Here is a 17,428-nt window from a genome sequence, read left to right as displayed (position 1 = left end):
GCGACGTTCCCTCCGTCGGGCTCGTTCTCAGGACGCAGTTCCTCAGTACCGTCGACACCTGCTCTGAAGGGCCTACGCAGCCATGAATCTGCGCTCTCACGCCGGCATGGGAATCCTCATGACCGCTCTCGCCTCCGCAGCCATGGCCTCCCCGGCCGTCGCCGCCGACGCGCCGGTCGTCGTCCCGCTCCAGGGTCTGGAGCCGGTGATCCCGATGGACGCCCCCACGGTGGCCACCGGGGTCCCCCTGCCGATCCCGGGAGGCCCGACCGGTTTCCAGGAGGGGCAGTCCGGGCTGCTGCCGGACGTCAGCCTGCCGCGCGTGCCGTTCACCAGCACGCTCCCGGAGACCGTCCTCGCCGCCCCGCTCCCCGAGGTCATCGAGGGGAGCGAGCCGGGCGAGGCCCTGTTCGCCACCCCGCGTTCGGAGATGGTGGGCGCCACGCCGGGTGCCACGGTCGGCAACCCGGTCGTTCCGCCGCGCGGTGACCGGCTCGGGCTGCCGGACCTCGCCGTGCCGGAGGTCGGGGTCGTCGCCCCGGCACTGCGCGGAGCGCTGGGCTCGCAGTTGGGTCTGGCGCAGCCGACGGCCTGACCGCGTTCGTTTGTACGACCAATGACCCGGCGGGTGAAGGCACGATTCTTCCCCGCCACCCGAGGGGTCGTTGTTCGTTACAACTGAAGGCTGGTCGCATGGCCGTGGCCCGCAGTTCCCCGGGCCCGTTCCGTCGTATCCGACGGCGGGCGGCCCACCGGTTCTGCGGGCCTTCCCTTGCCCATTCGTACCGTCCGGCCCAAAGGCCGTGACCCGTGCGCCCTTTCGGCGTTGAACGGAAATGTCGGCCGTGATTCTCGCGGTTGTCTTTCCACGTCCAAGGAGTTCTTGATGTCTCGCATCGCGAAGGCTGCCGCTGTTCTCGCCGGCACGGGTGCCGTTGCCCTCAGCGGAGCCGGCCTGGCCGTCGCCGACTCGGGCGCCCAGGGCATCGCCGCCCACTCGCCCGGCGTCGCCTCGGGCAACGCCGTCCAGGTTCCGGTCCACATCCCGGTCAACCTGTGCGGCAACACCGTCACGGTCATCGGTCTGATCAACCCGGCGTTCGGCAACAGCTGCGCGAACGTCGACGGTGGCGACAACCACCGCGACGGCGGCTACGGCGCCTGATCTCCCGCCCCGCAGGTCCTGACGTCCCCCCGGCCCGACGGCCGGGGGGACGTTCGCGTCATGCGTAGCGGTAGATCGCGCTGTGGTCGAGCATCGAGGCGGGCGTGACGCCCCAGGGCCCCATCTTCTCGTCGCGGGCCGCGATCCTGCGGTACTGCGACTCGCCCAGCTGCGGCGGCTCCTTCGGGAGGTAGCCGGCCCGGGGGTTGCGCTCCTGCCAGTGGGACCAGAGCAGGTCGACGAAGGAGTGGTGGAGCCAGAAGACCGGATCGTTGACGGAGGCGCCGCCGAGCATCAGGCCGCCGACCCAGCGGTGCACCCGGTTGTGGATCCGGAACCGGTCGTTGCCCCGGCCCGGGGCCCAGCCCTCCAGCGCGTTGCGGAACCCCGACCGGCTCGTGGAGTTCCAGGGCTCGACGTCGTAGACCGTCTCCCGCATCACCACGTCCAGCTGCGCCTTCGTCGGCAGCGTGATCGGGTCCTGGGGGCGGCCGAAGTCCCTGGTCAGGAACTTGCCTTCGGTCATGTTGTGCTTGACCGTCCAGCGTCCGCCCGCGTACGCGAAGGGGCCGGTCGTCACCTGGAGGTCGTCCCGCCGCCCGTTGCCGCCCAGGAAGTCCTCGCTCCACAGGGACGCGGCCGGGGTGTTGTCCCGGGTCCAGTCCCAGTACGGGACGGTGACGCTCGCGTCGATCCGGCGCAGCGCGCGCTCGAACTCCAGCAGGAACTTGCGGTGCCAGGGCAGGAAGCTCGGCGTCATGTGGGCGACGCGCAGCTTGTCGTCGCCGTCGGCGACGTAGTAGTCGATGTGCGTACGGACGAACTCGTCGTACTCCCCGGTGCGCTTGAGCTCCAGGACGGCGGAGACGAACCGCTTCCGCTCGGCGCTCGTCAGATCGCGCTGGTTCTTACGTGTGTAGGCCACGCGGGCTCCCTCCCGGATGGACGCCGTGGGCGGCGGCGTAGCGGGTCAGCGGGGCGGAGCCCAGCTCGTCCACGGCCGCGCGGGTGGCCGCCAGCGGTGTCGCATGGGACTCGTAGTGGTCGATGGGGGTGAGGCAGCTGCCGTCGGCGCGGCGCATCACATGGAGCGGCCGGCCGTCGACGAGGACGAGCGGTTCGCCGGAGGGTCCGGCCAGACCCCGGATGTGCCGGCCTCGGTACATCTCGTCGAACGAGTCGAACGAGTCGAACGAGTCGAACGAGTCCTTCGACGCTGCGCGGGACCGGCGCTCGTTCGGGGTCGTGGCGATGCGGGCCAGGGTGCCGCCGGTGAAGGCGGCCACGGCCACGGTGAAGAGGGACCGCAGTGCGACACGGCGCGGGACGATCATGAATGATCTCCAAGTGGTCGGAGAATGCCCTCAGGGCACAACGATGGAATCCCGACTTTGTTCCGAGCGAAATGCCGGCGGGTGGAATGTCGGCCGATCGAGTGAATTCGGCGCGGGATGGTGGGCGTTGGGCCACTAGCATCCCGTTGCATGACCACTCCTCATGTCGTTTCCGTGGCGCGCACCGACAATCCGCTGGGGACGCTCACCGTCGTTCCGTGGACCATCGGTCCCACCGCCGACACGCCCGTCACCCCCTTTCTGATGGTGTATTCGCTCGGGGACGGCAGTGACGGCCCCGAGGCCGGCCAGGACGCGATGCGGGCCGCCCTGAAGGACATGGGCCTCCCGGTCGGGGACCGGGTCGTCGATGCCTCGCAGGAGCGCGGGACCGGTGCCCATCTGCTCGTCGAGGCGCGGCGGGCCGTGCTCACGCTGCCGTTCATGAAGGCGCAGTGCCCGGTGCCCGCGGAGTGGGAGGCGGCCGTCAAGGAGAACGGGCACGCCTACCTGATCGTCTCCGTGCGCCCCTGGCCGGAGGCCGTGCCCGGTGAGGCCATCACCGAGGAGAAGCTGAAGTCCTTCGTCACCGACGACCAGGTCGTGGCGGCCGCCGCGCACGTCCTGCTGCCGGTGCGGAGCCTGCAGGGCTGAGCCGAGAACCTAGGAGAAGGGGGTGGCGGCATGGCTACGGTGAACGTACGGGGCGGAGTGCCGGGTCAGCGTCAGGACGTCTCGCCGGAGACGGACGGGACGGTCGGCGCGAGCCGGGCGCTCGGTGTGCTCCTGATGATCACCGGGGCGGCCGGGGTGCTGGCCGGCTGGGTGATCACGCTCGACAAGTTCAAGCTCCTGGAGGACCCGAACTTCCAGCCGGGCTGCAGCCTCAACCCGGTCGTGTCCTGCGGCAACATCATGAAGAGCGAGCAGGCGGCGGTCTTCGGCTTCCCGAACCCGATGCTCGGTCTCGTGACGTACGCGATGGTCGTCGCGATCGGGGCCGGGGTGCTCGCCGGGGCGCGCTACCGCGGCTGGTTCTGGCTCGGGCTCAACGCCGGGATGCTGTTCGGCGTCGGGTTCTGCACCTGGCTGATGTACCAGTCGCTGTACGAGATCAACGCGCTCTGCCTCTGGTGCTGTCTCGCCTGGGTCGCCACCCTCGTCATGTTCTGGTACGTGACCTCGCACAACGTCCGTACGGGCGTGCTGCCGGCGCCGGCGGCCGTGAAGGGGTTCTTCGAGGAGTTCACCTTCGCCCTGCCGGTGCTGCACATCGGGATCATCGGCATGTTGATCCTGACGCGCTGGTGGGACTTCTGGACCAGCTGACGTGACCCTCTTCTCCTGGCCGCGGGCCGCACTGACCGTGCTGCTCGCGGCCGTTCTCGCGCTCGTCGTCCTGCCCTCCGGGCGGATCGCGCCGCCCGGGCCGGTGCCGGAGGCCGGGCCGGGTGCCGAGCCCGGGGTCGTACCGGAGCGGTTGAAGGTTCCCTCCGGGTTCTTCACCGGCTCTGACGCGGACGGGGTCGCGCGGATCGCCGAGGTGCAGCGCTGGCTCGGCGGCGGGTCGCTGACCGTCGGGCACACGTACCTCCCGGGCGACCGGTGGTCCAACATCGAGGGCCACGCGGAGCTCTTCGAACCGTGGGCGCGGTGGAAGGAGGAGGGGCCGGGGCGGCTCTTCGTCCTGAACGTGCCGCTGCTCGACCGCAGCGAGGCGGGGCTGCCGGACGCGGAGGTCCGGGCGGGTCTGCGGCGCGGGGCGGCGGGCGCGTACGACGCCCACTTCCGGACGCTGGGGGAGCGGCTCGTCGCGCACCGGCTTCCCGACGCGGTCCTGGTGCTCGGCTGGGAGATGAACGGCACCACCTACAGCCATCGCTGCGGTCCTGACCCCGAGGCCTGGAAGGCGTACTGGAAGCGGGTCGTGGGGGTGCTGCGGGCGGTGCCGGGGCAGCGGTTCCGCTTCGACTTCACAGCGAGCCGGGGGCGGGACGCGGTGGAGTGGCCGCGCTGCTACCCCGGGGACGCGTACGTCGACATCATCGGGCTCGACGCCTACGACCAGCCCGAGGGGCTCGGCTTCGAGGAGCAGGTGACGGAGGAGTTCGGGCTCGCGCACCATGTGCGGTTCGCGGCGGCGCACGGCAAGCCCGTCTCGTATCCGGAGTGGGGGCTGTTCCGTAATGGGGACAACCCGGCGTACGTGCGCGGGATGCTCGACTGGTTCGCCCGGCACCGGCCCGTCTACCAGACGTTCACGGACTACTGCCCCCACGGAGTGTGGGGGTGCGCGGACAATCCGGAGTCGGGGGAGGTCGTCAGGGGCGCGTTGGGGTGGGGTGAGGGCACCCCCTAGGCGTTGTAGGCGACCAGGGAGATGCCCACGTAGTGGACGATGAAGGCCGCCAGGGTCAGGGTGTGGAAGACCTCGTGGAAGCCGAACCAGCGCGGGGACGGGTTCGGGCGCTTGATGCCGTAGATGACCCCGCCCGCGCTGTAGAGCAGTCCGCCGACGATGACCAGGACGAGGACCGCGATGCCGCCGGCCCGCATGAAGTCGGGCAGGAAGAAGACGGCCGCCCAGCCCATGGCGATGTAGCAGGGCGTGTACAGCCAGCGAGGGGCGCCGACCCAGAAGACCCGGAAGGCGATGCCCGCCGCCGCGGCGCCCCAGACCGCCCACATCAGGGGGCGGCCGGTCGAGTCGGGCAGGAGCAGCAGGGTCAGTGGGGTGTAGGTGCCCGCGATGATCAGGAAGATGTTGGCGTGGTCGAGGCGCCGCAGGACGGCCTCGCCGCGCGGGCCCCAGTTGCCCCGGTGGTAGAGCGCGCTGATGCCGAAGAGCAGGCAGGCGGTGAGGACGTACACACCGCAGGCGATCCGGGCGCGGGGCGAGTCGGAGAGGGCGACGAGGGTGAGGCCCGCGATGATCACCGCCGGGAACATGCCGGCGTGCAGCCAGCCCCTCAGCCGTGGCTTCAGCGCGTGCGCCGGGTGGGACGGGGTGGAATCGATACGGGTCACGTCCGGCACGTCCGGCGCGGCAGAAGTCATGAGGCGATGCTACCTACGCTCCCGTAGGTCCCAAATATGAGTGGCGATGCTCACGTGTGCGGCCCTCTGGACATATGGGCGTATGCGTCGGATGATCAAATGAGTGTGGTCGGCACCGGATGAGCAGCTACGACGCATCCGGGTCGCAGCCCCCACGGGGCAGACAACTAAAACCCCTCATCAAGGAGCAATCGTGGCGCGCGACAACGCGGCTCCCACCACCGCAGTCCCCACCCGGCACCAGGAACTGGTCGCCTGGGTGAACGAGATCGCCGGGATCACGCAGCCGGACAGCATCGTCTGGTGCGACGGATCCGAGGCCGAGTACGAGCGCCTGTGCGAGGAGCTCGTCGCCAAGGGCACCTTCAAGAAGCTCGACCCGACGCTCCGCCCGAACTCGTACTACGCCGCCTCCGACCCGTCCGACGTCGCGCGCGTCGAGGACCGGACCTTCATCTGCTCCGAGAAGGAAGAGGACGCGGGCCCGACCAATCACTGGAAGGCCCCGGCGGAGATGAAGGAGATCTTCGCGGGCGAGGAGGGGATCTTCCGCGGCTCGATGAAGGGCCGCACCATGTACGTCGTGCCCTTCTGCATGGGCCCCGTCGGCTCGCCGCTCTCCGCGATCGGCGTCGAGATCACCGACTCCGCGTACGTCGCCGCCTCCATGCGCACCATGACCCGCATGGGACAGGCCGTCCTGGACGAGCTCGGCACCGACGGCTTCTTCGTCAAGGCCGTCCACACCCTCGGCGCCCCCCTGGAAGAGGGCCAGGAGGACGTGCCGTGGCCCTGCAACTCCACCAAGTACATCTCGCACTTCCCCGAGACCCGCGAGATCTGGTCGTACGGCTCCGGCTACGGCGGCAACGCCCTGCTCGGAAAGAAGTGCTACGCGCTGCGCATCGCCTCCGTCATGGCGCGTGACGAGGGCTGGCTCGCCGAGCACATGCTCGTCCTGAAGCTGACCCCGCCGCAGGGCGAGGCCAAGTACGTCGCCGCCGCCTTCCCGTCCGCCTGTGGCAAGACCAACCTCGCCATGCTGGAGCCCACGATCTCCGGCTGGACGGTCGAGACCATCGGCGACGACATCGCCTGGATGCGCTTCGGCGAGGACGGCCGCCTCTACGCGATCAACCCCGAGGCCGGCTTCTTCGGCGTCGCGCCCGGCACCGGCGAGCACACCAACGCCAACGCCATGAAGACCCTGTGGGGCAACTCCGTCTTCACCAACGTCGCGCTGACCGACGACGGCGACGTCTGGTGGGAGGGCATGACCGAGGAGCTGCCCAAGCACCTCACCGACTGGAAGGGCAACGACTGGACGCCGGAGTCCGAGACCCCGGCCGCCCACCCGAACGCCCGCTTCACCGTCCCGGCCGGCCAGTGCCCGACCATCGCGCCGGAGTGGGAGGACCCGAAGGGCGTGCCGATCTCGGCGATCCTGTTCGGCGGCCGCCGCGCCTCCGCGGTCCCGCTGGTCACCGAGTCCTTCAACTGGCAGCACGGTGTCTTCCTCGGCGCGAACGTCGCCTCCGAGAAGACCGCCGCCGCCGAGGGCAAGGTCGGCGAGCTGCGCCGCGACCCGTTCGCCATGCTGCCGTTCTGCGGCTACAACATGGGCGACTACATGGCGCACTGGATCAAGGTCGGCGCGAATGCGGACGCCGCGAAGCTCCCGAAGATCTACTACGTCAACTGGTTCCGCAAGAACGAGGCCGGCAAGTTCGTCTGGCCCGGCTTCGGCGAGAACAGCCGCGTCCTGAAGTGGATCGTGGAGCGCCTGGAGGGCAAGGCCGAGGGCGTCGAGACCCCGATCGGCATCCTGCCGACCGCCGAGGCGCTCGACACCGAGGGCCTGGACCTGCCGGCGGAGGACCTGGAGTTCCTGCTCAAGGTCGACCGTGACGTCTGGCGCGAGGAGGCCGCTCTGGTCCCCGAGCACCTGAACACCTTCGGCGACCACACGCCGAAGGAGCTGTGGGACGAGTACCGCGCGCTGGTCGAGCGCCTGGGCTGAGCCCCGTACCCGCTGAGGTACGACCAGAGACTCGTGACGGGTCGCCCCGAAACGCCGCCCTGACCAGTGGGGTCACGAACGGCTCGTCACGATGCACACCGGCCCCCGGAGCCCCCTCACGGCTCCGGGGGCCGGTGCATGTCCCGCTACAGGACGGGCTGGCCGGCCTCGACCGTCGCGATCGCGCGGCGGCAGGCGTCGCGGAACTTCACGAACTCGCCGTTCCAGGACGACCCGCGGCCGCCCCGGCTGTCCGGGTCGTCGAACAGGCTCTTGCGCAGCTCGGTCGTCAGCTCCAGCTGTGCGCCCATGCCGAGCATCGTCTTGTTGCAGGGGTTCGCCGTGTGGTCGCCGTTGAACTCCGTGAGCAGCGGCGCCCACGTGGGGGCGAGGGAGTCGATCGCCGGGAAGCCCGCCGCGTTCAGCTCCTTCACCAGCTCGGTACGGAAGGCCTTGTTCAGGCCGCCGACGACGGCGACGCGGCGGTCGCCGGTCGGCGGGTAGGTGCCGGTGGGCAGCCCCAGCTGGTCGAACGTACAGCCGTGCAGGCTGAGGACGTTGAGGTGGCTCGCCGCTGTGGCGAGGGCGACGTGGTCGTCGCAGTTCTTCGAGGTGACGTGCAGGTCCTTGTTGCCGGAGGAGAGCAGGCCCTCGAACATCCAGTAGTCGTGCACGGTCGGCAGGACCGCGGCGCCGGCCGGGGCGCCGGGGCTGTATCCGGCGATGCCCAGGCAGAGTTCGCTCGTGCCGATCTCGATGCCACCGCCGTGCAGCGCGAGGATCGCGGTGCGCCGGACCGGGGCGACGGTGGTCATCGAGGTGTCGAACTGCTCGTGGCGGCGGTAGCGGCGGCTGAAGATGGTGCCTTCCTGGCCGGCGAACTCGCGGTACAGGGCGGTGTTCGAGGGGTACTCGATCTCCGCCGCTGCCGCTGCCGTCGCCGCGTGTGCGGGCGCGGCGGCGGTCAGTTGGGCCAGGAGCGGGGTGCCCGCCGTGGCCGCGGCGGCGAACGCGGTGAGCACCGTGCGGCGGGAGGCGGAGCGAGGGGCGGAAGGGTGATCCGTGGTCATGGCCAAAACGTAACTCATCGTGAAGGTCCGGTGTGGATCTTTCCCCGACCGCACACCCTGTCCTGTCAGGTCAGGACTTGCCGCGTTCCTCCAGGTAGCGGGTGTGCGCCTCCTGCCGGATCGCCTCCGCGTCCTGGAGGGCCGCCGCGATCCGGCCCGCCTCCTCGTGGAGCGCGTCCAGCTGCCGTTCGAGGTGGGACTCGGGCGGCTCGGAACCCGGCGTGACCCGGTGCCACCAGCGCGTCCGTACGAAGGTGTCCACCGCCTCCGGGATGTCCTGGCGCACCGCGCGCGCCAGCATGTGCAGGTGCTCCGGGTCGCTGACCCAGCCCGGTTCGAGGAGCGCCTCGAAGAGGGTGTCCAGGTCGGCGAGACGGCCGGCCGCGGCCTGCGGCAGCTCGACCTCGGCCAGGTAGGCGCGCAGGGTCGCGAAGTCCGAGCGCAGGGAGTCGAGTTGTTCCTCCGCGTCCGGGAACGGCGGGGGCGGCGTCCGCTCGGGCGGGGCGATCAGCGCCCCCGCCGCATACAGCGCCACCACGATCAGCGGCCAGAGCGAGCCCGCCGCCCCGGTGAAGGAGAGGGCGAGGCCCGCGATGCCGCAGGCGCAGCCGGTGAGGTTCTTGCGGGACTCCAGGTACCGCACGACCGGATTACTGGTAGCCACGGATCTCCTCGAAGGCGCCGTCCAGCGAACCCTTGGTGGCGTCGAAGAGCCGGCCGCCGGTGAGGCTCGCGATGTGGTCGAGAGCGGCCCGGTCGGAGTCCCCGAAGACGATCGGGAAGACCGGCGTCCGCTTCTGCGCGGGCGGGAGGTCCCGGTAGAAGGAGTCGAACGCGGCGGCCGGTGCGCCGTCGGTGTTCTCGCCGTCCGTCATCAGCACGATGGAGGTGAAGGTGTCGCCGCCCGTGCCCTTTCCGAGGTGTTCGTACGCCTCCTCCAGGCTGGAGTAGATCGCCGTGCCGCCCGAGGCGGAAAGCCCGTTCGCCTGGGCACGCATCGCGCCGATGGCCTTCTTCGGGGCCGCCGGGTCGACCGTGTACGTACGGACCTCGTTCTGCTTCACCGAGGTGCCGAACGGCATCACGGTGACCGTCTCGCGGTCCCGGAAGTCCTCGGTCAGCTCGGCGAACGCGGACCTGAGCCGGGTGAGCCGCTCGCCCTCCATGGAGCCCGAGGTGTCGAGGACGTAGACCGTGCGCGAGGGGCGGCGGAGCTTGTTCTCGTACGCGTCGAGGAGGCCGTCGGCGACGGCGCGGCTGCCGGGGAACGGCAGTTCGCGGCGCTGGTCGGCGGCGAGCGGCTTCGCGAGCTCCACACCGGGGACGACCGGGCGGCGCAGCGTCCGCTGGGTGATCAGCCGCTGGGCGTCGGAGGTGCGGAGATGGGCGGTGAGGCGCGCGGCCGCCTGCTTGGCGTCCGGGCTCGCCGCGGTGAGCAGGGTGAACGGGTAGTCGGCGGTGACGACACCGTCGGCCGGGCGGACGACCGTGAGCTCCTTGCCCGTGGTGAGCAGCACCGACTCGTAGTTGATCAGCGCGTCGACGTCCTCGCGGCGCGACCAGGCGGTCGCCAGCCAGCCGGAGGAACCGGAGGTCAGCTTCTGCCCGCCGAAGAACTCCTTCAGTTTCGGCGTCGCCGCGGTGACGTTCTGCTCGGTCAGCGCCGACTGCGCGCCGGAGAGCCCCGAGGCGATCGAGACCAGGGCGGAGAAACCGGAGTTGGAGCGGGCCGGGTCGGTCATGCCGTAGCCGAGCTTCTTCGCCACGACGGCCTGGTGGATCTGCGACCAGGTGACCTTGGCCGGATCCCAGCCGAGCGCCGTCACCTTCTCCGGGCGCAGCCCGAGCGCGACCGGCGAGGTCATGATCGGCGTCTCGGCGGTGATCCGCTTCACGGCGTTCGGGCGCAGCCGCAGATAGTCGTTGGAGGAGAGCCACACCGCGTCGTACGACTTCTCCGCCGCGCCGGACGCGATCTGCTCGACGGCGTCCAGCGTGCCGGCGTACGTCGGCTTGACCGTGACCCCGGTCTTCTTCCGGGCCTCTTCGAGGACGGGCTCCATGTCGGAGAGCTCGGAGGAGGCGAGGACACGGAGGGTGGAGGGGGCACCGGCTTCGCCCCCCTTCCCCGTACCGCCGCCGCTGCCGCTTCCGCCGTCGCCGCCGTCGGTGGTGCAGGCGGTGAGGGTCAGGGTGGCCAGGGTCGTCAGGAGGGCGAGCGTGGACGCGGCCCTGCGGGGGAGGGATCTCGCGCCTCGGGGGAGGCCTCGGCCGGTGGATCTCATTCGAGGCCGCCTTCCAGGGCGCTCGTGCGGCGGGTACGGGCCAGATACGCGCTGGCCGACTGGAGTTCGGCGGTCAGGGACTCGACCGTGGCCGCCATCGACTCGGTCGCCTGGACCTTGTACGTGTCGATCGCGTCGAGCGTCCGGTAGATCTGCTGGAACGCCGTGCGCAGCGTCTCCGCACCCACCGCCGGGTCGGCCGCGATGCGCTGGATCTCGCCGCTCTGCGTCGCCAGCATCTCCGCGTTGCCGCGGATCAGGTCCTCGGTCGTCGAGCGGAGCACGTTCACCTGCTCGGCCACCTTGCGCTGGTTCTCCAGCGCGGAGGAGAGCATGACCGCGATCCGCAGCGCCGAGACCGTGGTCGTCGCCGCCCGCTCGACGCCCTTGATCAGCTCGTCGTTGTTGCGCCGGACCACGTCCATCGCCAGGTACCCCTGCGCACAGACGGCGAGTTGGGTCAGCAGGTCCTGGTGCTTCTGGCGGACCGGGAAGAGCACGTCGGATCGGAGCGCGTCCGCGGCCGCCTGGTCCGGGGTCAGCGCGATCCGCTCCTCCACGGCCGCGTCGAGGGCCTCCGTGAGCACCGCGTACTCCTGGAGCTTGCCCATGGTCTCCCAGAGCCGGCCCCGCTCGGTCTGCAACGCCGCGTTGTCACGGCGCAGTTCGTCCTGGCCGCCGCGGAGCGTACCGACGATCTTCGTCAACGTGCCCTGCGAGGAAGCGTACTTGGCGACGTGGTCGCGCAGCTTGTTCCCGCCGGGCAGCTTGGACAGGAACTTCCGCGCCCCCTTGCCCGGGGTGTCGCGGGGGTCGAGGTCCTCGACGGTGCGGCGCAGCTCGACGAGCGAGGAGCCGACCCGGGTCTGCGCGTCGCCGCCGCCCTCGCTCAGCGAGCGGACCGTGCGGTCGAGCATCCGGTTCGACTGGGCGGCCGCGCTGCGCATCTCGCCGGCCCCGAGGGCCGCGATCTCCCCGATGCGGCCCGCGAACTCGGGCGAGCGGGTGTCGAGCCCGGCGAGCGAGTCGACGTACTCGACCGCGCGCCGGCTCATCTCCGTACGGACCGACTCGTCCAGCGGCACGAGGCCCGAGGCCTGCTCGGCGCGGACCGGGGGCACCGGCTCGGGCGGGGTCAGGACCAGCTGGGCGGTGGCGGGGTCGTGGGGCGGGCTGATGCGAGGGTCGGGCGTGGTCATGCGGTGTCCCCCTGGTTGCGGGCCCGGCGCGCCATGTCGTGCAGCACCTCGCTGGTGGGCACGGGCGCCTGGCGGACCCCGGTCAGATTCTGGTTGAGGCGGTGCGCGAGGTCCGCGGTGGCGGCCGTGAACTCGGCTGCGGCGCCCTGCGGGCGGAAGCCGTGGCGCACCGCGAGCTCGCGCAACTCCTTGTCGTTGGTGAGCAGTTCGCCGAGTTCGCGGCCGGTGTCGGTGAGCGGTACGACGGTGTGGTCGCTGATCACCGTGGTGTCCGGGTAGAGCACGACCAGGTCGCCCATCTGTCGCTTGGCGAGGAGCTGGGAGGCGACCTGGGACTCGTAGACGAGCACCAGCTGGTTGCCGACGCCGCTGATGAAGTCCCGGAACGGGGCGTCGGAGCTGGACTGTTGGGCGCCCTGGACCTGGATCAGCTTGCGCATCAGCGGGGCCGTACGGCCCACGTCGGCCTTGCCCCCGGCCACCTTGCCGCCGTCGGCGACGAAGCTCGCGGCGGCGAGGTAGAGCGCGCCGGAGTTTGAGGCGACGGGGTCGGTCGAGGTGATGAACACCGTGCCGCTCAGCTCCGGCCGCCCGGCCGAGCCCTTGAGCTGCTGCCAGGTCCGGTCGGCCTTCGCGGCCTTCAGGTACGGCTCCATGCGCAGGGTGCCGGTCTGGCCGCCGGGGCTGAAGGACACCAGGCCGTTGTCGGCGAGGACGTCGGCCGCGCCGCGGTGGGCGACGACGACCAGCGGCGAGTAGAAGGGCCGCAGCGCGGCGGCCTTCACCCCGTTCCTGGCGCGCAGCTCGTCGGCGGGCGCCTTGGACGACGGGAACGCGAAGTCGTACCCCTTGAGGGGCAGTTCCTCCATGTCCCACGACCCGGAGGTCTCCGTCTCCACGGTGAGGCCCTCGTCGGCCAGGGCCTGCACCACCTTGGGGTCGGCGAAGAACTCCGCCTTCTCCGACCCGATCACTCCTCGCACGGTCTTCGTTGCCGTGTCCTTGTCCTTGTCGCCGCCCACTACGAGGACGGCGGCCACGCCGCCCAGGAGCAGGACGGCCAGGACGATTCCCAGGATGCGTCTCACGGGGGCAGATTGCTCGCGGAAGCCCACATTCCAGGGGGAGTTGGGTGTACGGAGGGTGAAGGGGTGATCCCGGTACGGAACCGGAGTGTGGGGGACTGGTGTGTGGGCGCGGCGAGTTGGGGCGGGGCCCGGGGTTGGGGCGGCACCCGGCTGGGGCGGGGTGTGGTGGCGCCCGGTCCGCGCGGCCCTGGCGCGCGCGGACCGGGGCCGTCAGGGGGTGGTGAGGAGCGGCTCGGGGGTGGTGAGGGCCTCGGAGTGGGCGTCCATGCGCTCGGCGGCGAGGATCGCGGCGGCCGTGTCGGCCCGCGAGGCGGCGACGACGAGGGCCCGGCCCGCGAGGGCGTGGGCGCGCTCGTGCAGCGACGGGGTGTTCGAGCCGCTCAGTCCCGCGTGCCTGGCCGGCGGCGCGCCGCGAAGGCGTGCGACCTGGCGGGCGATGAGATCGCCGGCCTCCGTGTCGCCGAGCTCGTCCGTGACGGCGAGCAGGGCGGCGAGGTGTCCGGCGAGCTGGATGTCCAGCTCCTCCTCGCGGGAGCGGTGCGGGTACGCGTTCTGGTCGTCGTCGGCCATCCGGTGGACCGACTTCGTGCGGATCGGTTCGTACATGGGATGGCCTCCTGAGTGTCTGGAGCCATCCTAGCTTAGATTCAATCTAAAGTTGAGTGCGGTCTGAAGGGGCGGGGGCGGGCTTCGGTGAGTCACGGCCGGCCGGCCGGGTGGTCACGGCTGGCTGTAGCCGTCCAGGAACGTGCCGATGCGGGTCACCGCGTCCGCCAGGTCGATGGCGTTCGGCAGCGTGACGATCCGGAAGTGGTCCGGCTCGTGCCAGTTGAACCCGGTCCCGTGGACCACCATGATCTTCTCGGCCCGCAGCAGGTCGAGGACCATCTGACGGTCGTCCTTGACCTTGTAGACGCTCGGGTCGAGCCGCGGGAAGAGGTACAGCGCGCCCTTCGGCTTCACGCAGGTGACGCCCGGGATCTGCGTCAGCAGGTCGTACGCCACGTCCCGCTGCTCCAGGAGCCGCCCGCCCGGCAGCACCAGGTCCTCGATCGACTGCCGGCCCTGCAGCGCGGCGGCCACCGCGTGCTGCGCCGGCATGTTGGCGCAGAGCCGCATGTTGGCGAGGATCGTCAGGCCCTCGATGTACGAGGAGGCGTGCGCCTTCGGCCCGCAGACCGCGAGCCAGCCGGAGCGGAAGCCGGCCACCCGGTAGTTCTTGCTCATCCCGTTGAACGTGAGGACGAGCAGGTCGGGGGCGATCGCGGCGGTGGGCGTGTGCGTGGTGCCGTCGTAGAGGATCTTGTCGTAGATCTCGTCCGAGCAGACGACCAGGTTGTGCCGGCGGGCGATCTCCGTGAGGGAGCGCAGCATCTCGTCGTCGTAGACGGCGCCCGTCGGGTTGTTCGGGTTGATGATCACGATCGCCTTGGTGCGGTCGGTGATCTTCCGCTCGATGTCGGCGAGGTCCGGCATCCAGTCCGACTGCTCGTCGCAGCGGTAGTGCACCGCCGTGCCGCCGGCCAGCGAGACCGACGCCGTCCACAGCGGGTAGTCCGGGGCGGGGACGAGCACCTCGTCGCCGTCGTCGAGCAGCGCCTGCATCGACATCTGGATCAGCTCGGAGACGCCGTTGCCGAGGTAGATGTCCTCGACGGAGAGCGGGATGCCCTTGGTCTCGTAGTGGCTCATCACCGCGCGGCGGGCGGACAGCAGGCCCTTCGCGTCGCCGTAACCGTGCGCGTCGGCCAGGTTGCGCAGCACGTCCTCGAGGATCGCCGGCGGGCACTCGAAGCCGAACGCGGCCGGGTTTCCGGTGTTGAGCTTGAGGATGCGATGACCGGCAGCCTCGAGCCGCATCGCCTCTTCGAGCACCGGGCCCCGGATTTCGTAACAGACGTTGGCGAGCTTCGTGGACTGGATCACCTGCATGTCGAGAGCTTACGGCGGGGTCGCGCGAGGCGCCTCGTGTTTTGGGACACGTCGGGCGGAATCGGGGTGGGGCCGGGGGCGGGGAGGGGTGCGTCTGGGCCCGTCCTTCCTGGCGGTGCCTGGGTGGTCCCGGGGCGGCCGGGGCCGTCCTTCCCGGCGGTCCCCGGGCGGTGCCTGGGCGGTCCACGGGTGGTCCCGGGGTGGTCCCCGGGCGGCGCCTGGGAGGTGACCTGGCGCGGCTCGGCTCGCCGTGCGCTCCGTAGAATGCGCGGCCATGAGCCACCAGCGCGACCGAGCCGCAGACGCCCCAGGCCGACGCCGTCATGCCACGAAGCGGCGGGCCCCGGGCCCGCGCCGACTGCTGGCGGGCGCCGGCGTCGTCGGCATCGGGCTGCTGGTCGCGGTCGTCTCCGGGGCGTTCCGGTCGGGTCAGACCGGCGGTGCGCCCACGGGCGACGACGGCCGGCCGGGGCTGCCGTCGCTGATCCAGGCCGATCCTTCCGTCGACGCGGAGCCGGACGCGACCGGTACGCCGGCGCCGTCCTCGTCCGCCGCGCCCCGCTCGGCGTCGGCGTCCGCATCCGCAACGGCATCGGCCTCGGCGTCCGTGCGGGCGAGTGCCTCCGCCACGGATGCCGCCGCGCCCACCGCGACCGGGGACTCCGGGAGCGACGGGCCCGGGAAGTCGGGCGCGGCGCCCGGGAAGACGAAGCGCCCGAGGTGAGGCAGGCGGTCGTGGCGTGGTGGAGCCGTCTGTGGAGCGCCGCCGGGTGCCGGTGGTCGGGAGCGCTCGGCGCGCTCGCCGTCACCGTGGGCGGCTACGCCGCCGGAACCCTGCCGGACGAGCCGGAGCCGTGGGGGCTGTGGGCCGCCCGGGGCACGGCGGCGACGGCGGCGGGCGCGGTCCTGGCGTACCTCGGGCTGACGCTGCTCGTGGCGGCGTGGGGGCGGTACGGGGAGCTGCTTGCCCGCGGGGACCAGGACGCCCGTGGCGGGGTCCTGGCGACCCTGGGGTGGTGGTGCGCGCCTCTGGTGCTCGCGCCTCCGCTGTACAGCGCGGACGTCTACAGCTACATCGCCCAGGGCGCCATGGTCCTGGAGGGGTACGACGTGTACGGGGCCGGGCCGTCGGTCCTGGGCCCCGGGGACCTCGGCGTGGAGGCCGCGGCGAGCGTCGGCGGGCACTGGACGGACACCCCGGCGCCGTACGGGCCGGCCTTCCTCGTCCTCGCGCAGGCCGTGGTGAAGGTGACGGGCGGGGCGATCGTCCCGGCGGTGTTCGGGATGCGGCTCCTCGCGCTCGGCGCGCTGGCGCTGATCGTCTGGGCGGTGCGGGGGCTTGCGGGGCGGCGCGGGGGTGGGGGTGCTGGTGGGGCGCTTTGGCTTGCGGTCCTGAACCCGTTGCTGCTGATCCACGTCGTGGGCGGGATGCACAACGACGGGCTGATGATCGGGCTCATGCTCGGCGGCGTGCTGCTCGCCTCGCGGGGGCGGTGGGTGCTCGGGAGCGTGCTGGTCGGGCTCGCGATGATGGTCAAGTCGCCGGCCGCGGTCGCCCTGCTCTTCATCGGGGTGATGGTGGCGCGTGCGGGTGGTGGGGGCGTACGGGGTGTGGTGAAGGGGCTCGTCGGGCCGGGGGTCGTCGCGGGGGCGGTGGCCGTCGGCGCGACGGTGGCGGCCGGGACGGGGTTCGGGTGGCTGCGGACGCAGAGTGTGGCGGGGGCGATCCATACGGCGCTGTCGGTCACGAGTGACGTGGGGCTGGGGCTCGGGCTGCTTCTCGGGGACGGCCCCGAGCCCGTGAAGGGCGTCGTCCAGAAGCTCGGCCTCGTGATCGCGGTGGGGATCATCCTGGCGCTCGCCTGGCGGGCGTGGAAGGGGCGGATCGATCCGGTGCTGGGGTTGGGGCTGGCGTTGGTGGCGCTCGTCGCGCTGTCGCCGATGGTGCAGCCCTGGTACTTGCTGTGGGGCGTGGTGGTTGTCGCGGCGACGGCTGCTTGGCGGGGGCGGGTGGGGCAGGTGCTCGCCGTGGCGTCGGCGGCGCTTGTGTACGAGACCGCGCCGTCGGGGGCGACCCCCTGGTACGGGTTCGTGGCCGCCGGGGTCGTGCTGGCGGCGGGGCTCTGGTGGGTGCGGCGGTCGTCGTGGCCGCGCCCGGTGGTGGCCGCCGGAGCCGTGGTGGGCGGGGACCTGGAGCGGACGCGCCCGTAAGGGCGCCGTCCCGTGTGCCCACCCTCCCCCTAGGGCTTCGCCCTGGGGGACCCCCACCGCCCTGCGG

18 protein-coding genes are annotated in these 17,428 nt (G+C 71.5%); 8 read left to right on the top strand and 10 right to left on the bottom strand.

The window, feature by feature from the left end; translation table 11 throughout:
* Positions 1-118: 118 nt before the first annotated feature.
* Together AB0F56_RS28955 and AB0F56_RS28950 are read left to right on the top strand one after the other, a co-directional pair.
* Positions 119-595, top strand: coding sequence for a hypothetical protein (locus AB0F56_RS28955; protein ID WP_362014710.1), 477 nt, complete (start codon positions 119-121; stop codon positions 593-595).
* 291 nt (positions 596-886) lie between these two features.
* The gene (locus tag AB0F56_RS28950) at positions 887-1,165 is read left to right on the top strand and encodes a chaplin (protein ID WP_362014709.1); all 279 of its coding nucleotides are present in this window, start codon (positions 887-889) and stop codon (positions 1,163-1,165) included.
* Between the two features lie 58 nt (positions 1,166-1,223).
* Here the strand turns inward: AB0F56_RS28950 and AB0F56_RS28945 are convergent, their stop codons facing one another.
* Together AB0F56_RS28945 and AB0F56_RS28940 are read right to left on the bottom strand one after the other, a co-directional pair.
* Positions 1,224-2,090 carry a tyrosinase family protein gene (locus tag AB0F56_RS28945; protein ID WP_362014707.1) on the bottom strand — a complete coding sequence of 289 codons (867 nt, stop codon included), beginning with the start codon at positions 2,088-2,090 and terminating at the stop codon, positions 1,224-1,226.
* Positions 2,074-2,499, bottom strand: a complete 426-nt coding sequence (locus tag AB0F56_RS28940; protein WP_362014705.1) for a tyrosinase family oxidase copper chaperone — start codon at positions 2,497-2,499, stop codon at positions 2,074-2,076. Before AB0F56_RS28940 ends, AB0F56_RS28945 begins: the two co-directional genes overlap by 17 nt.
* Before the next feature lie 150 nt (positions 2,500-2,649).
* On the opposite strand from AB0F56_RS28940, the gene AB0F56_RS28935 reads away from it, so the two are divergent.
* From AB0F56_RS28935 to AB0F56_RS28925, 3 genes are read left to right on the top strand one after another with little or no spacing between them, the layout of a single operon-like run.
* Positions 2,650-3,153 carry a DUF5949 family protein gene (locus tag AB0F56_RS28935; RefSeq protein ID WP_362014703.1) on the top strand — a complete coding sequence of 168 codons (504 nt, stop codon included), beginning with the start codon at positions 2,650-2,652 and terminating at the stop codon, positions 3,151-3,153.
* 30 nt (positions 3,154-3,183) lie between these two features.
* The gene (locus tag AB0F56_RS28930) at positions 3,184-3,828 is read left to right on the top strand and encodes a vitamin K epoxide reductase family protein (RefSeq protein WP_362014701.1); all 645 of its coding nucleotides are present in this window, start codon (positions 3,184-3,186) and stop codon (positions 3,826-3,828) included.
* Between the two features lies 1 nt (position 3,829).
* On the top strand, positions 3,830-4,858 hold the full coding sequence (locus tag AB0F56_RS28925) for a glycosyl hydrolase (protein ID WP_362014699.1): 1,029 nt from the start codon (positions 3,830-3,832) through the stop codon (positions 4,856-4,858).
* On the opposite strand, the gene AB0F56_RS28920 is transcribed toward AB0F56_RS28925, so the two are convergent.
* Positions 4,855-5,556, bottom strand: a complete 702-nt coding sequence (locus AB0F56_RS28920; RefSeq protein ID WP_362014697.1) for a hemolysin III family protein — start codon at positions 5,554-5,556, stop codon at positions 4,855-4,857. The genes AB0F56_RS28925 and AB0F56_RS28920 overlap by 4 nt on opposite strands.
* 193 nt (positions 5,557-5,749) lie before the next feature.
* On the opposite strand from AB0F56_RS28920, the gene AB0F56_RS28915 reads away from it, so the two are divergent.
* Positions 5,750-7,576 (top strand): phosphoenolpyruvate carboxykinase (GTP), encoded by a 1,827-nt coding sequence (locus AB0F56_RS28915; protein WP_362014696.1) that lies wholly within the window; start codon positions 5,750-5,752, stop codon positions 7,574-7,576.
* 146 nt (positions 7,577-7,722) lie between these two features.
* Here AB0F56_RS28915 and AB0F56_RS28910 read toward each other — a convergent pair whose 3' ends face one another.
* The 7 genes from AB0F56_RS28910 to AB0F56_RS28880 all read right to left on the bottom strand — a co-directional run bounded on the left by AB0F56_RS28910 (position 7,723) and on the right by AB0F56_RS28880 (position 15,150).
* A complete protein-coding gene (locus AB0F56_RS28910; RefSeq protein ID WP_362014695.1) occupies positions 7,723-8,646 on the bottom strand; it encodes a poly-gamma-glutamate hydrolase family protein in 924 nt (307 codons plus the stop codon).
* A gap of 70 nt (positions 8,647-8,716) precedes the next feature.
* Positions 8,717-9,310: a hypothetical protein gene (locus tag AB0F56_RS28905; protein WP_362014694.1), complete on the bottom strand. Its 594-nt coding sequence runs from the start codon at positions 9,308-9,310 to the stop codon at positions 8,717-8,719.
* A complete protein-coding gene (locus AB0F56_RS28900; RefSeq protein WP_362014692.1) occupies positions 9,297-10,931 on the bottom strand; it encodes a VWA domain-containing protein in 1,635 nt (544 codons plus the stop codon). The genes AB0F56_RS28905 and AB0F56_RS28900 overlap by 14 nt, the downstream gene beginning before the upstream one ends.
* Positions 10,928-12,130: a toxic anion resistance protein gene (locus tag AB0F56_RS28895; protein ID WP_362014690.1), complete on the bottom strand. Its 1,203-nt coding sequence runs from the start codon at positions 12,128-12,130 to the stop codon at positions 10,928-10,930. Before AB0F56_RS28895 ends, AB0F56_RS28900 begins: the two co-directional genes overlap by 4 nt.
* Positions 12,127-13,245, bottom strand: coding sequence for a hypothetical protein (locus AB0F56_RS28890; RefSeq protein WP_362014689.1), 1,119 nt, complete (start codon positions 13,243-13,245; stop codon positions 12,127-12,129). The genes AB0F56_RS28895 and AB0F56_RS28890 overlap by 4 nt, the downstream gene beginning before the upstream one ends.
* Before the next feature lie 183 nt (positions 13,246-13,428).
* Positions 13,429-13,824 carry a hypothetical protein gene (locus tag AB0F56_RS28885; RefSeq protein ID WP_362014687.1) on the bottom strand — a complete coding sequence of 132 codons (396 nt, stop codon included), beginning with the start codon at positions 13,822-13,824 and terminating at the stop codon, positions 13,429-13,431.
* 114 nt (positions 13,825-13,938) lie between these two features.
* On the bottom strand, positions 13,939-15,150 hold the full coding sequence (locus AB0F56_RS28880) for a pyridoxal phosphate-dependent aminotransferase (RefSeq protein WP_362014685.1): 1,212 nt from the start codon (positions 15,148-15,150) through the stop codon (positions 13,939-13,941).
* Between the two features lie 274 nt (positions 15,151-15,424).
* Between AB0F56_RS28880 and AB0F56_RS28875 the strand changes: the two genes are divergently transcribed.
* Positions 15,425-15,874 (top strand): hypothetical protein, encoded by a 450-nt coding sequence (locus AB0F56_RS28875; RefSeq protein WP_362014683.1) that lies wholly within the window; start codon positions 15,425-15,427, stop codon positions 15,872-15,874.
* 29 nt (positions 15,875-15,903) lie between these two features.
* Positions 15,904-17,361, top strand: a complete 1,458-nt coding sequence (gene mptB / locus AB0F56_RS28870; RefSeq protein ID WP_362014800.1) for a polyprenol phosphomannose-dependent alpha 1,6 mannosyltransferase MptB — start codon at positions 15,904-15,906, stop codon at positions 17,359-17,361.
* The last annotated feature ends 67 nt before the right edge of the window (positions 17,362-17,428 follow it).

The sequence above is a fragment of the Streptomyces sp. NPDC026092 genome (genome assembly GCF_040638605.1).
Taxonomy (GTDB): domain Bacteria; phylum Actinomycetota; class Actinomycetes; order Streptomycetales; family Streptomycetaceae; genus Streptomyces.
Note: the sequence above shows the minus strand (reverse complement) of the source record. Positions and strands in the feature narration are given on the sequence as shown.

What these genes read in the sequence shown, in the direction of transcription:
- AB0F56_RS28920 (WP_362014697.1), bottom strand. Translation starts at nt 5,556, where the DNA reads ATGACTTCTGCCGCGCCGGACGTGCCGGACGTGACCCGTATCGATTCC.
- AB0F56_RS28950 (WP_362014709.1), top strand. Translation starts at nt 887, where the DNA reads ATGTCTCGCATCGCGAAGGCTGCCGCTGTTCTCGCCGGCACGGGTGCC.
- AB0F56_RS28880 (WP_362014685.1), bottom strand. Translation starts at nt 15,150, where the DNA reads ATGCAGGTGATCCAGTCCACGAAGCTCGCCAACGTCTGTTACGAAATC.
- AB0F56_RS28895 (WP_362014690.1), bottom strand. Translation starts at nt 12,130, where the DNA reads ATGACCACGCCCGACCCTCGCATCAGCCCGCCCCACGACCCCGCCACC.
- AB0F56_RS28930 (WP_362014701.1), top strand. Translation starts at nt 3,184, where the DNA reads ATGGCTACGGTGAACGTACGGGGCGGAGTGCCGGGTCAGCGTCAGGAC.
- AB0F56_RS28955 (WP_362014710.1), top strand. Translation starts at nt 119, where the DNA reads ATGACCGCTCTCGCCTCCGCAGCCATGGCCTCCCCGGCCGTCGCCGCC.
- AB0F56_RS28885 (WP_362014687.1), bottom strand. Translation starts at nt 13,824, where the DNA reads ATGTACGAACCGATCCGCACGAAGTCGGTCCACCGGATGGCCGACGAC.
- AB0F56_RS28910 (WP_362014695.1), bottom strand. Translation starts at nt 8,646, where the DNA reads ATGACCACGGATCACCCTTCCGCCCCTCGCTCCGCCTCCCGCCGCACG.
- AB0F56_RS28935 (WP_362014703.1), top strand. Translation starts at nt 2,650, where the DNA reads ATGACCACTCCTCATGTCGTTTCCGTGGCGCGCACCGACAATCCGCTG.
- AB0F56_RS28900 (WP_362014692.1), bottom strand. Translation starts at nt 10,931, where the DNA reads ATGAGATCCACCGGCCGAGGCCTCCCCCGAGGCGCGAGATCCCTCCCC.
- AB0F56_RS28940 (WP_362014705.1), bottom strand. Translation starts at nt 2,499, where the DNA reads ATGATCGTCCCGCGCCGTGTCGCACTGCGGTCCCTCTTCACCGTGGCC.
- AB0F56_RS28875 (WP_362014683.1), top strand. Translation starts at nt 15,425, where the DNA reads ATGAGCCACCAGCGCGACCGAGCCGCAGACGCCCCAGGCCGACGCCGT.